Here is a 12,312-nt window from a genome sequence, read left to right on the forward strand (position 1 = left end):
TAAGATGGTAGAGGCTGCAACATGACTGACAGCTTCACCATCCGCTCGATCGAGGCGTTCTGCTATCGCTATCCGCTGGCGACGCCGGTGGTGACGTCGTTCGGCAGGATGCTCAACCGTCCCGCCGTCTTCGTTCGCGTGGTCGACGAAGACGGCGTCGAGGGCTGGGGCGAAGCCTGGTCCAACTTCCCGGCACCTGGCGCGGAGCATCGCGCCCGGCTCGTCAGTGAAGTGCTTGGGCCCGGCCTTGTCGGACGCAGGTTCGCTGGTCCCGCTCAGGCCTTCGAGGCTCTGACTGAAGGAACCGAGGTGCTTGCGCTGCAATGCGGCGAGCCCGGTCCGTTCGCGCAGGCGATCTCCGGCATCGATCTCGCGCTGTGGGATCTCTCGGCGCGTCGCCAGCGCTTGCCGTTATGGCGACTGCTCGGCGGGCAGTCGGGCAGGATCAAGGTCTACGCCAGCGGCATCAATCCCGGTGGCGCCGCGCAAACGGCGGAAGCAGCACTCAAGCGCGGTCATCGCGCGTTGAAGCTGAAGGTTGGCTTCGGCGCCGAAACCGACCTCGCCAATCTGGCCGCGCTGCGCGCGATCGTTGGCACAGGCATGCTCGCGACCGACGCCAATCAGGGCTGGTCGGTGAACCAGGCACTGGAAATGCTGCCGCAACTCGCCGCGTTCGATCTGCGCTGGCTGGAAGAGCCGATCCGCGCCGACCGGCCGCGCGAGGAATGGCGCAGGCTGCGCGCAAGCGCCAAGATGCCGATTGCGGCGGGCGAGAACATCTCCAGTGTAGAAGGATTCAAGGAAGTCCTCGCCGAAGACGTGCTCGGCGTGGTTCAGCCCGACATCGCGAAATGGGGCGGGCTCAGCGCCTGCGCCGGCATTGCGCGTGAGGTTCTGAAATCGGGCAGGACATTCTGCCCGCATTATCTCGGCGGCGGCATCGGACTGCTGGCCTCGGCGCATCTGCTCGCCGGCATCGGCGGCGACGGCTGGCTCGAGGTCGATGCCAACGACAATCCGCTGCGCGACCTGTTCTGCGGTCCCGTCGCTAATGTGACGGAGGGGACCATCGTCCTCGGCGAGGAACCTGGGCTTGGGTTCACACCGGACCTGTCGGGGATTGCCGACTATCGCAGCCTCTAGACAGGACGGGACGTCGCAGTTCCCCCTTGCGTTCTATTCCTTGTCGCGGAATGCTGAGGACACGATGGGCGGCCGCATCACATGTCATAGCGGTGGCCCGAGCCATGTCCTGTTGTGCTTGAAAATCAAAGTTCGTTCTGCTCATTAGAGAACTGAAATTGCGCTGCAATATGCGCAAAAGAACCCATCGACTAAAGTCGATAGCCAGCGAGGAAACGAAATAATGCGCAAGCTCACTTTGGCCATTGCCGTGATCGCCCCGATGCTCGGTCATGCCGCGTCGGCCGAGGACAACATCAAGATCGGCTATATCGATCCGCTCTCCGGCGGCGGCGCCAGCGTCGGCGAAGGTGGTTTGAAGACCTTCCAGTACCTGGCCGACGAGCTCAATGCCAAGGGCGGTATCCTCGGCAAGAAGATCGAGATCGTTCCGCTCGACAACAAGACCAATCCGCAGGAGAGCCTGGTGCAGGCCCAGAAGGCGATCGACGCCGGGGTCCACTACATCACGCAGGGCAACGGTTCGTCCGTCGCCGCGGCGCTGTCCGACTTCGTCACCAAGAACAACACGCGCAATCCCGGCAAGGAAGTCCTGTACTTCAACTATGCCGCCGTCGATCCGAGCCTGACCAACGAGAAGTGCAGCTACTGGCACTTCCGCTGGGATGCGAGCTCGGACATCAAGATGGAGGCGCTCACCAGCTACATGAAGGATGTCCAGTCGATCAAGAAGGTGTACCTGATCAACCAGGATTATTCGTTCGGTCAGTCCGTGCGGAGCGACGCGCGCAAGATGCTGGGCGCCAAGCGGCCCGACATCCAGATCGTCGGCGACGAGCTGCACCCGTTGCTGAAGGTCACCGATTTCTCGCCCTACATCGCCAAGATCAAGGCGTCCGGCGCCGACAGCGTCGTCACCGGCAATTGGGGCCAGGACATCGCGCTGCTGCTCAAGGCCGCCGCCGATGCCGGCCTGAAGGTCAACTGGTATACCTACTATGCCGGTGGCGCCGGTGGCCCGACCGCGATCAAGCAGACCGGTCTCGATCACCAGGTCTTCCAGATCACCGAGGGCTTCGCCAATTCCGGCCACCAGCCCGCGATGGACTTCGAGAAGTCCTTCCGCGCCAAGGCCGGCCTGTCGCTGTGGTATCCGCGTGCAGTCAACGAGATGCGCATGTTCAAGGCCGCGGCCGAGAAGGCCAACTCGATCGAACCCGTGAAGGTGGCGGCGGCGCTCGAGGATCTGAAGTTCGAGGTTCTCGACGGCGGCCAGGGCGTCATGCGCAAGGACGACCACCAGTTCTTCCAGCCGATCTACATCTCCTCCTTCGGCAAGCTTGCCGCGAACGAGCCGTTCGACGAGGAAAACACCGGTTGGGGCTGGCACCTGGTCTCCAAGATCGATACCGCGCAGGCCATGGTCAACACGACCTGCAAGATGGTGCGGCCGTAATCACGACATCCGTCGTTGTCCCGTGGCCGCCATCGGTCGCGGGACAATAGCGGACGGACTGCGTTTGATTGGGCGATGTTCACCCGGGGCCATCAGGCCCCGGCCAGAGACGAGTGCGCTGTGCTTGAACTCATTGTCATTTCGACCCTGAACGGCGTGCTGTTCGGCATGCTGCTCTTCCTGCTGTCGAGCGGGCTCACCGTCATCTTCAGCATGATGGGCGTGCTCAACTTCGCCCATGCCAGCTTCTACATGCTCGGCGCCTTCTTCGGCTTCCAGCTCACCAAGTGGATCGGCTTCTGGCCGGCGCTGGTGCTGGCGCCGCTGCTGGTCGGTTCGATCGGCATGGCGGTGGAGCGCTACGGCCTGCGCAATACCCACAAGCACGGCCATGTCGCCGAATTGCTGCTGACGTTTGGTCTGGCGTTCGCGATCGAAGAAATTGTGTCGATGATCTGGGGCAAGAGCCCGGTCGACTACCGCGTGCCGGCACTGCTCGACTTCCCGGCCTTCACGATCTTCTCGACCAACTATCCCGCCTACAAGATCTTCATGCTGGCCGTCTCGATCGTGATCTTCATTGCGCTGCTGGTGGTGCTCAAGCGCACCCGTGTCGGCCTGATCGTGCAGGCGGCGCTGACACATCCGCACATGGTCGGCCATCTCGGCCACAATGTCGGGCGCGTCTTCATGGCCGTGTTCGGGGTCGGCAGTGCGCTGGCTGGTATTGCCGGCGTCATTGCAGGTCCCGCCCTGGTGACACAGTCTGACATGGCCGCTTCGCTCGGGCCCATCCTGTTCGTGGTCATCGTGTTCGGTGGCCTCGGGTCCTTGCCCGGCGCCTTCATCGCCTCGCTCGTCATCGGCCTGGTGCAGACCTTTGCGGTGGCGCTGGATGGCTCGCTGGCGAGCGCATTCGGACCGCTCGATCCGTCGACGGGGCCGTCGGTGCTCACCGACATCTGGAACGTCACGATCGCGCAGGTCGCGCCGATCGTGCCCTACATGCTGCTGGTGCTCATTCTGATCGTTCGCCCCATGGGCCTGATGGGGACGCGCGAGTCATGACCACCACGACCACTTCGACATCGAAGCCCGCCGGCGGCAGCATGCGCTTCTACGGCGTCTGGCTGATCGGCATCGCCGTGCTGATCGTGCTGCCGATGATCTTTTCCTCCGGCGGCTCGCTGACGTCCTTCAGCCTGATCGGCATCGCGATCGTCTTCGCGCTGTCCTACAACATCCTGCTCGGCCAGACCGGCCTGCTGTCGTTCGGCCATGCCGTGCATTACGGCCTCGGTGGCTTCGCCGCCACCCACATGATGAACGCCGTGGTGTCGCACGGCTGGCCGATCCCGCTGCCGTTTATTCCGCTGTTCGGCGGCATCGGCGGTCTCGCCTTTGCGATCATCATCGGCTGGGTGATGACCAAGCGCGCCGGCACCGTGTTCGCGATGATCTCGCTCGGCATCGGCGAGTTGGTGGCGTCGTCCTCGCTGATCCTGCGCTCGGTGTTCGGCGGCGAGGCCGGCATCACCACGGACCGCACCGCGTTGCCGAAGCTGCTCGGCTGGTCGTTCGGCCCGCAGCTTCAGGTCTATTATCTCATCGCGTTCTGGCTGGTGCTGTCGGCGATTGCGATGTACGCGCTGACCCGGACGCCGCTGGGCCGGATCAGCAACGCGGTTCGCGACAATCCGGAGCGCGTCCAGTTCATCGGCTATGATCCTCATGTCGTCCGCTATCTCGCCTTCTGCTTTGCCGGGTTCTTCGCCGGTGTCGCCGGCGGATTGGCGGCGATCAATTTCGAGATCGCCAACTCCGCCTATCTCGGCGCGATCCAGTCCGGTCTCGTGCTGTTCTCGACCTTCATCGGCGGCGTCGCCTATTTCTTCGGGCCGATCCTCGGCGCGATCCTGGTGACCTATCTCCAGCTCGGGCTGACCAGTGTCACCAGCGTCTGGCAGCTTTATTTCGGCATCATCTTCATCGGCATCGTGATGTTCTCGCCCGGCGGCATCGCCGGCCTGCTGATGATGCACCGGCCGCTGGTGCGTGCGGGAACGCTGTGGACGGTGATCCCGTCTTACTTCGTCGCGATCGTGCCGACGCTTGCGCTCGCCTGCGGCGTCATCCTGACCATCGAGACGGTCGCGCGTTATTCCGGCGGCGAAGCCATCAAGCTGTTCGGCATTGGCTTCAACCCGAAATCGCCGGTGACCTGGATCAGCGCTGCGGTGCTCGTGGTCGGCGGCGCATTCGTCGCGCGGCTGACCTGGCGGCGGATCGCCGGCGCGTGGGACAGGGCTGCGACGGTCGCCCGTGACCGGGGGTATCTGGCATGAGCGGAGCGGTCACTGAAAAAGGCGGAGCAGCCATCGAAGTCCGCGCCGTCGAAAAGCGTTTCGGCAATGTCGGTATCATCCGCGACCTCAACCTCAGCGTCGCGAAAGGCGAGCGTCACGCCATCATCGGCCCGAACGGCGCCGGCAAGTCCACGACGTTCAACCTGATCAGCGGCCACATCAAGCCGACCTCCGGCGAGGTCAAGCTGAACGGCGACGTGATCTCCGGGCTGCAGCCGTTCGAGATCAACCGGCGCGGCCTGTCGCGCTCGTTCCAGGTCACCAACGTGTTCGCGCGGATGTCGGTCTGGGAGAACGTCCGCTGCGCCGTGCTGTGGGCGACCGGGCATCGCTACGCTTTCTGGAAGAACGTCGACAGCCTGCCCGAGGTGCGCGAGCGCACCGCCCGGATACTTGACGACATCCATCTGACGCACCGGCGCGATGTTCCGGCGGGCCTTCTGACCTATGCCGAGCAGCGCGAGCTCGAGATTGGCATCACCATTGCGAGCGGCGCCACCGTCGTCATGCTGGACGAGCCGACCGCCGGCATGAGCCACGCCGAAACCGACCGCGCGGTGGCTCTGATCCGCCGGCTCACCGAGGGCAAGACGCTCGTCATCGTCGAGCACGACATGAGCGTCGTGTTTGGTCTTGCCGACCGCATCTCGGTGCTGGTTTACGGCCACATCATCGCCTCGGGCACGCCGGAAGAGATCCGGCGCGATCCGAAGGTCAAGGAAGCCTATCTCGGCGAGGAAGCGCACTGATGCTCGAGGTCAGGGATCTCCACGCCTATTACGGCAAGAGCCACATTTTGCAGGGTGTCGACCTCGACGTCGCCGCGGGCGAAGTCGTCAGCCTGCTCGGCCGCAACGGCGTCGGCCGCTCCACCACGGTCAAGGCGATCATGGGCGAGGTCGCGCCGCAAGGCACCATCCGCTTCAAGGGCAAGGACATCGCTGGTCTCCCCAGCCACAAGATCGCACGCCTCGGCCTCGGCTATGTGCCCGAGCATCGCGATATCTTCCCGAGCCTGACGGTTCGCCAGAACCTCCTGCTCGGCGTCAAGGACACGCGCCGTCCGGGCAAATGGCGGCTCCAGGACATGCTCGACATGTTCCCCAATCTCGCCGCGCGCGCCGACACGGCCGCGGGCGTGCTGTCCGGCGGCGAGAAGCAGATGCTGACGACGTGCCGCACGCTGATGGGCGATCCCGATCTGATCATGATCGACGAGCCGACCGAAGGTCTGGCGCCGCTGATCGTGCAGCAGGTCGGCGATCTTATTGCCCGCATCGCACAGGCCGGCGTCGCCATCCTGCTGGTCGAGCAGAAGCTGTCGATCGCGATGCGCATTTCGAAGCGCGTCTACATCATGGGCCATGGCCGTGTCGTGTTCGAGGGCACGCCGGACGAGCTCAAGGCCAATGCCGCCGTGCGGCAGGAGTGGCTTGAGGTCTAACGGTGGCTCGAAGTCTGACGCTCACATTGCCGTGTGGCGTGCGCGAAAATTGAACGGCTGCGCGATGCGCATACGCATCTGAATTCTTGGCTACATCTCACGCTTCATAATCAAGGTATCGTCGCACTCGCCGACATCGCACCGATGCGGCCGATGAAAACCAAGAAGAAAATGGAGGACGCCGGCGGCGGCCTGTGAGCCCGCGCGTCGATGCGTCCTGCCTGGGTAAGGAGATGCCGAGCATGCCGGGAAAACAACTGGTCCGTGGAGCCGTCGCTCTATTCGCGGTGTTGGGGGCCGCTTCGGCCGCTACGGCTGGAAATTACGACACCGGCGCGACCGACACGACAATCAAGCTCGGGCAGACCATGCCCTATTCGGGACCGGCCTCAGCCTATTCCGCGATCGGCCGCGCCGAGATCGCCTATTTCAAGATGCTCAACGACAAGGGCGGTATCAACGGCCGCAAGGTCGAGCTGCTCAGCATGGACGATGGCTATTCGCCCTCGAAGACGGTCGAGCAGGTCAGGCGTCTGGCCGAAAGCGATGAAGTGCTGGCGATGTTCTCGATGCTCGGCACCGGGCCGAACATCGCCGCGCAAAAATATCTCAACGCCAAAAAGATCCCGCAGCTGTTCCCGTCGAGCGGCGCCAGCCGCTGGAACGATCCGCAGCATTTCCCCTGGACCACCGGCTCGCAGCCGACCTACCGGACCGAGGGCCGGATCTACGCCAAGTGGATTCTGGCGAACAAGCCAAACGCGAAGATCGCCGTCATCACGCCCAACGAGGATCCCGGGCGCGACTATCTCGCGGGCTTCAAGGAAGGGTTAGGGGAGCACGTCAACCAGATCGTGTCGGAAGCCGTCTATGAGACGACGGACCCGACCGTTGATTCCCAGATCGTCAAGTTCAAGGCCGCCGGCGCCGACGTCGTGTTCAACGAGTGCACGCCGAAATTCGCAGCGCAAGCGATCAAGAAAATCGCCGAGCTCGGCTGGAAGCCGCAGATCATCCTTCCCGCCGTCTCCAATTCCGTCGGCTCCGTGCTGACCCCGGCCGGGCTCGACAATGCCACCGGCATCGTCACCGGGGCCTTCCTGAAGGACCCCGGCGATCCCCGCTGGGAAAATGATGCCGGCATGAAGGCCTGGCGCGAGTGGATGAAGACCTACAATGCGGGCGCCGATCCCGCCGACATCTTCAACGTCACCGGCTACACCATGGCGCAGATCATGGAGCTGGTGCTGCAACGGGCCGGCAGCGATCTCACGCGCGCGAACCTGATGAAGCAGACGCAGTCGTTCAAGGACGTCGAGCTGCCGATGCTGCTGCCGGGCATCAAGCTCAACACCTCGGCCGAGCAGGTGACGCCGATCCGCCAGTTGCAGATGGCGCGCTTCAACGGCAAGTCCTGGGAGCTGTTCGGCGACGTGATCGGCGACTAGCATCGACATCGTCGTGACGGGCGGGCAGGGCATCAGCCTTGCCCGCTTGTCGCGTCCAACACTTGCTTCCCTCCAGCCACAGTGAAAAGCCGATGACCCCGACCGGCCCCCTCAGCGGAATCCGCGTTCTCGATCTCACGAGCGTGCTGTTCGGTCCCTACGCCGCACAGATGCTCGGCGACTGGGGCGCCGATGTCATCAAGGTCGAGCCGCCCGCCGGCGACACCTGGCGCTACACCGGCGTGTTCCGGAACCGCGGCATGAGCGGCCAGTTCATGGCGGTCAACCGCAACAAGCGCAGCCTTGCGCTCGACCTGAAACATCCGGACGGCAAGGCGGCGCTGGCGAAGCTGATCCCGACGGTCGACGCGCTCGTCACCAATGTGCGGCCGGCGGCGATGGCGCGGCTCGGCTTCGGCTATGGCGACTGCGCAAAGCTCAATCCGCGGCTGATCTATGCCGCCGCCACCGGCTTCGGCCAGGACGGCCCGTGGGCCGCGCGGCCCGCCTTCGACGAGATCATCCAGGCGGCGTCGGGTCTGGCGTCATCGATCGGATCGGACGACGAGCCGGCATTCGTTCCCAGCCTGATCGGCGACAAGATCTGTGCGATGGCGATGGTCGGCGCGGTGTCCGCCGCCTTGTTCCGGAGCGAGCGCAGCGGGCAGGGCCAGATGGTCGAGGTGCCGATGCTGGAAACCATTGCCGGCTTCAACAGCATTGAGATGCTGGGCGGTCACGCGTTCGATCCGCCGATCGGCCCGACCGGCTACAAGCGGATGAAGAACCGCCGCCCGGTGCAGACCAAGGACGGCTGGCTGACGATGCTGCCTTACTCGGGCGATAATTGGTGCGCCTTCTTCGAGGCCGTCGGCCGCCGCGAGCTGATCGAGGAGCTTGGGGTGCGCGATCCCGTGCTGCGCTCGCAGAACATCGACAAGGTCTACGACCGCATGAGCGAGATCGGCCCGACTCGCACCACCGCGGAGTGGGAGGAATTGCTGCTGCGGCTCGACGTGCCGCATACGGCGTTTGCCCGGCTCACCGAGATCGGCGAGCAGCCGCATCTCGCTGCGGTCGGACTGTTTGCGGATATCGATCACCCCACCGAAGGACGCATCAGACAGGCCCGCCCGGCGACAAAGTTTTCCGAAAGCCCAGCCGGCCTTCATCGCATGGCGCCGCGCCTCGGTGAGCATTCGCGCGAGGTGCTGCGCGAGGCGGGCTTGAGCGAGACGGAAATTCAGGCGGCTATCGACAGCAAGGCGGTCGGCGCCGCCGTTCAGGAACCGTAATTGCGGAGCGCGGTGATCAGCACGACCGCGAGCACGGCCAGCGACACCGATACGGTCAGGCTCTTCGTGGTGTTCCGGGGAAAGACGACGAAGCCGGTGGTGAGAAGCGCCACTCCGGCCACGACAGAAGCAATCTGGGAGAGAATGTGAGACATCGGCTCGCGCTCCGATAGGCAGCGCCCAGGCTACGACCGACATTATGGCCCGATGACACAATTCTCTGTGATCACCGTCACATGCTGCTGCCGGCGGCGAGCGTACGATGGGGTCGTTCATCTTCGCCCCGGATCAGGTCATGACCGCCACCGACTTTGCTTTTGTTTTGCGCAAGCTGGGTCTTGCCGCTGCCCTCATCTGCGTTCTTCTGAGCCTCACGGTCTTCTCGGTCCTGCTGATCGTGGAGAGCGAACCGGTCGGGCAGGCCGCCTCGCAGGCTCTGCCGCTCATGATCTATGCGCTGTTCGGCCTGTTCGGCGCCGCAATGACCCGGCTGATCGGGCGCCGCACCCATTAACCGGACATTGTGCCGCAGCGATTCGTGACCAGCTCCCGGCCAGCCCCGGCCCCGGGCCATCTTCCGCCTTTTCGAGCCGTCGTATATGAGAGGCGTTGCCGCTGGTCCGTCCCGAATCTCGCCGGATACGGAACGCATGGTGGCTGCGATTTCTTAATCTAGAGATCGCAATCTGATCGAGATAGGCGCGGACTGGTACTGGACCGGGGTATGGCATGAAAGACCTGATGACGACGGCGCAATCCACCACGGCGATGCGGCGTTGGCGGCCCCCCGGACTTGTTGCGCTCGCCACGGTCGCCGCTCTGACGGCACTGGCCCCGGCCAACGCGGCCAAGCAGGCGCGCCAGCCGGCTGAGGCAGTGGCGCCGCGCGAGGCCGGCGAGCCGGTCATGGCGATCGTGTCGATCAAGGGCCAGCAGGTCACTTTCTACGATGCCGACGGCTGGATCCTTCGCGCGCCGGTCTCGACCGGCACCACCGGCCGCGAGACGCCGGCCGGCGTCTTTGCCATCGTCGAGAAGGACAAGGACCACCGCTCGACCATGTATGACGATGCCTGGATGCCGAACATGCAGCGCATCACCTGGAACGGCATTGCGCTCCACGGCGGGCCGCTGCCGGGTTATGCCGCCTCGCACGGCTGCGTGCGCATGCCCTTCGGCTTCGCCGAGGGCCTGTTCGACAAGACCAATATCGGCATGCGGGTGATCATCTCGCCGAACGACACGGCCCCGATCGAAATCGCTCACCCCTCGCTGTTCGTGCCGAAGCGCGAGGCCATCGCGGCCGTGCCGGGCCGTGCGGACAAGCTTTCCGCCGAAGCCGAGCAGGCGACCCAGGCTGCCGCCGAGGCCAAGAAGGCTGCGGCCGCGGCCGCGAAGGAGGCCGTGTCGCTCCCGGCGTCGCTGCGCAAGCTGGAACAGCAGAAGGCCAAGGCCGATGCCGAGCTCGCCTTCGCCGACAAGAAGCTCGCGAATGCCAAGACCGATCAGGCCCGCGCGCAAGCCGAGGAGCTGAAGCAGAAGGTCGCCACCAAGGCCGCCGACGCCGCCTCGGCGCTCGATGCGGCCAAGGCTGCTGCGCAGCCGAAGCGCGATGCGGTTGCCGCCACCAAGGAAGCCGCGAAGGTTGCCGCTGCCAGGAAGACCGAGGCGGTGACGGCTGCGACCGATGCCAAGCTCGCCCTCGAGCCGGTGTCCGTTTACATCAGCCGTGCGACGCAGAAGCTTTACGTGCGGCGGAACACGCACAAGCCGGCGCCGGACGGCGGCGGCGAGGTGTTCGACACCAGCATCGAGGTGCCCGTCACCATCCGCAATCCCGACCAGCCGCTCGGCACGCATATCTTCACCGCGATGGCGAAGACCGATAGTGGCCTGCGCTGGAGCGTGGTCACGATCGAGAGCGGCGACGACGCCAAGGACGCGCTCGACCGCATCACCATCCCGCAGGAGGTGTGGGACCGCATCGGGCCGACCGCATTGCCGCGCTCGTCCATCGTCATCTCGGACGAGCCGCTGAGCGCCGAGACCAACTACCGTACCGAGTTCGTGGCCGTGCTGAGCAATCATCCCCAGGGCGGCTTCATCACGCGCAAACCGACTGCGCCGCCGCCGATGGAAATGGCGAGCGACGACGGCTGGGGCGGCAACGGTTTCGGTGGCTTCTTCTTTCAGCCGCGCGAACCGCAACCGGTCAACCCGCGCCGGCAGCGCGGCCAGTATCAGTACTACCAGCCGCAGCAGCCGATGCAGCGGAGCTTTTGGTAGGACGCTCGACCGCGCGCCGGGCTGACTACCGGCGCGCCTCGATCACGATTGCCTGGATCTTGCCGTCGCAGGCACCGTTGCCGTGACTCGCTCGCAGCGCTTCGGCAACAAAATCCGTTGCCGCCTGAAGCTTGCTGGCGTCCCTGGCCTCGATCTCGCTGCGCAGCGGCGTGCCCTGGCAAAGCGCGGTCGCGACATAGTCGGCCGACGGCGCGCGGCTGATTTCGGATCGCGTTTCGATCGCGATGTCGCGGAATCCCGCACGTTCGAGGTCGGCCTTGATGACGGCCTTGTCGTGATAGCCGTGCGGCGTGCGGACCATGAAGCGGGGCGGATCGTCGGGAAACATCTTGCCGAGCGCGATCGTTGCTTCGTGCGTGACCTCGTTGTCCTCGATGCGGTCCCAGACGTTGAACACGAAGGTGCCGTTGCTTTTCAGGACGCGCTTCACTTCGCCGTACGCCTTGACACGATCCGGAAAGAACATCGCGCCGAACTGGCAGCAGACCAGATCGAACTCGGCGTCGCCGAACGGCAGCGCCATTCCGTCCGCCTGGCGCCATGTGATGCGATCGTCACCCGCCTGACGTTGCGCGGCGACAGCGAGCATCGGTTCGTTGAGATCGGTCGCGACATAACGAACGCCGCGCGGAAGCGCCGCCGCCACGGCGCGTGTCACGGCACCGGTGCCGGCCGCGATCTCGAGAAGCGTCGACGGAGAGCGTGCTGCGACGCGTCTGGCGATATCCTCCGCGTAGACGGAGAAAATCATCGGGACCAGATACTCGTCATAAAGTTTTGGGATCGAGCCGGCGAAAACCTTGTCAGTGCTGGACATGATTGCCTCGCTGAAGGTTCGGACGCGAGGCCT

The 12,312-nt window shown here is 64.6% G+C and carries 12 protein-coding genes; 10 read left to right on the forward strand and 2 right to left on the reverse strand.

The window, feature by feature from the left end; all coding sequences use genetic code 11:
* Positions 1-21: 21 nt before the first annotated feature.
* From AB7532_RS06935 to AB7532_RS06970, 8 genes are all read left to right on the forward strand, one after another.
* Positions 22-1,146, forward strand: coding sequence for a mandelate racemase/muconate lactonizing enzyme family protein (locus AB7532_RS06935; protein WP_441234062.1), 1,125 nt, complete (start codon positions 22-24; stop codon positions 1,144-1,146).
* Positions 1,147-1,369: 223 nt separating this feature from the next.
* The gene (locus AB7532_RS06940) at positions 1,370-2,602 is read left to right on the forward strand and encodes a branched-chain amino acid ABC transporter substrate-binding protein (protein WP_441234063.1); all 1,233 of its coding nucleotides are present in this window, start codon (positions 1,370-1,372) and stop codon (positions 2,600-2,602) included.
* 120 nt (positions 2,603-2,722) lie between these two features.
* Positions 2,723-3,670 (forward strand): branched-chain amino acid ABC transporter permease, encoded by a 948-nt coding sequence (locus AB7532_RS06945; protein ID WP_441234064.1) that lies wholly within the window; start codon positions 2,723-2,725, stop codon positions 3,668-3,670.
* The gene (locus AB7532_RS06950; RefSeq protein ID WP_441234065.1) at positions 3,667-4,947 is read left to right on the forward strand and encodes a branched-chain amino acid ABC transporter permease; all 1,281 of its coding nucleotides are present in this window, start codon (positions 3,667-3,669) and stop codon (positions 4,945-4,947) included. The genes AB7532_RS06945 and AB7532_RS06950 overlap by 4 nt, the downstream gene beginning before the upstream one ends.
* Entirely contained in the window at positions 4,944-5,717 is a 774-nt protein-coding gene (locus tag AB7532_RS06955) for an ABC transporter ATP-binding protein (protein ID WP_441234066.1), read from the forward strand. The genes AB7532_RS06950 and AB7532_RS06955 overlap by 4 nt, the downstream gene beginning before the upstream one ends.
* Positions 5,717-6,412 (forward strand): ABC transporter ATP-binding protein, encoded by a 696-nt coding sequence (locus AB7532_RS06960; protein WP_282524516.1) that lies wholly within the window; start codon positions 5,717-5,719, stop codon positions 6,410-6,412. Before AB7532_RS06955 ends, AB7532_RS06960 begins: the two co-directional genes overlap by 1 nt.
* Before the next feature lie 233 nt (positions 6,413-6,645).
* Entirely contained in the window at positions 6,646-7,860 is a 1,215-nt protein-coding gene (locus tag AB7532_RS06965) for an ABC transporter substrate-binding protein (RefSeq protein WP_441234067.1), read from the forward strand.
* 92 nt (positions 7,861-7,952) lie between these two features.
* Positions 7,953-9,155 (forward strand): CaiB/BaiF CoA transferase family protein, encoded by a 1,203-nt coding sequence (locus tag AB7532_RS06970; protein WP_441234068.1) that lies wholly within the window; start codon positions 7,953-7,955, stop codon positions 9,153-9,155.
* Here the strand turns inward: AB7532_RS06970 and AB7532_RS06975 are convergent.
* On the reverse strand, positions 9,143-9,310 hold the full coding sequence (locus AB7532_RS06975) for a hypothetical protein (RefSeq protein WP_441234069.1): 168 nt from the start codon (positions 9,308-9,310) through the stop codon (positions 9,143-9,145). The genes AB7532_RS06970 and AB7532_RS06975 overlap by 13 nt on opposite strands.
* A 140-nt stretch (positions 9,311-9,450) precedes the next feature.
* On the opposite strand from AB7532_RS06975, the gene AB7532_RS06980 reads away from it, so the two are divergent.
* Positions 9,451-9,669, forward strand: a complete 219-nt coding sequence (locus AB7532_RS06980; RefSeq protein ID WP_441234070.1) for a hypothetical protein — start codon at positions 9,451-9,453, stop codon at positions 9,667-9,669.
* A 215-nt stretch (positions 9,670-9,884) separates the two neighbouring features.
* On the forward strand, positions 9,885-11,441 hold the full coding sequence (locus tag AB7532_RS06985) for a L,D-transpeptidase (RefSeq protein WP_441234071.1): 1,557 nt from the start codon (positions 9,885-9,887) through the stop codon (positions 11,439-11,441).
* A gap of 25 nt (positions 11,442-11,466) precedes the next feature.
* Here AB7532_RS06985 and AB7532_RS06990 read toward each other — a convergent pair whose 3' ends face one another.
* Positions 11,467-12,279, reverse strand: a complete 813-nt coding sequence (locus AB7532_RS06990; protein ID WP_441234072.1) for a class I SAM-dependent methyltransferase — start codon at positions 12,277-12,279, stop codon at positions 11,467-11,469.
* Positions 12,280-12,312 lie beyond the last annotated feature (33 nt).

Source organism: Bradyrhizobium sp. 930_D9_N1_4 (genome assembly GCF_052076015.1).
Taxonomy (GTDB): domain Bacteria; phylum Pseudomonadota; class Alphaproteobacteria; order Rhizobiales; family Xanthobacteraceae; genus Bradyrhizobium.

What these genes read in the sequence shown, in the direction of transcription:
- AB7532_RS06935 (WP_441234062.1), top strand. Translation starts at nt 22, where the DNA reads ATGACTGACAGCTTCACCATCCGCTCGATCGAGGCGTTCTGCTATCGC.
- AB7532_RS06940 (WP_441234063.1), top strand. Translation starts at nt 1,370, where the DNA reads ATGCGCAAGCTCACTTTGGCCATTGCCGTGATCGCCCCGATGCTCGGT.
- AB7532_RS06950 (WP_441234065.1), top strand. Translation starts at nt 3,667, where the DNA reads ATGACCACCACGACCACTTCGACATCGAAGCCCGCCGGCGGCAGCATG.
- AB7532_RS06955 (WP_441234066.1), top strand. Translation starts at nt 4,944, where the DNA reads ATGAGCGGAGCGGTCACTGAAAAAGGCGGAGCAGCCATCGAAGTCCGC.
- AB7532_RS06960 (WP_282524516.1), top strand. Translation starts at nt 5,717, where the DNA reads ATGCTCGAGGTCAGGGATCTCCACGCCTATTACGGCAAGAGCCACATT.
- AB7532_RS06965 (WP_441234067.1), top strand. Translation starts at nt 6,646, where the DNA reads ATGCCGAGCATGCCGGGAAAACAACTGGTCCGTGGAGCCGTCGCTCTA.
- AB7532_RS06970 (WP_441234068.1), top strand. Translation starts at nt 7,953, where the DNA reads ATGACCCCGACCGGCCCCCTCAGCGGAATCCGCGTTCTCGATCTCACG.
- AB7532_RS06975 (WP_441234069.1), bottom strand. Translation starts at nt 9,310, where the DNA reads ATGTCTCACATTCTCTCCCAGATTGCTTCTGTCGTGGCCGGAGTGGCG.
- AB7532_RS06980 (WP_441234070.1), top strand. Translation starts at nt 9,451, where the DNA reads ATGACCGCCACCGACTTTGCTTTTGTTTTGCGCAAGCTGGGTCTTGCC.
- AB7532_RS06985 (WP_441234071.1), top strand. Translation starts at nt 9,885, where the DNA reads ATGAAAGACCTGATGACGACGGCGCAATCCACCACGGCGATGCGGCGT.
- AB7532_RS06990 (WP_441234072.1), bottom strand. Translation starts at nt 12,279, where the DNA reads ATGTCCAGCACTGACAAGGTTTTCGCCGGCTCGATCCCAAAACTTTAT.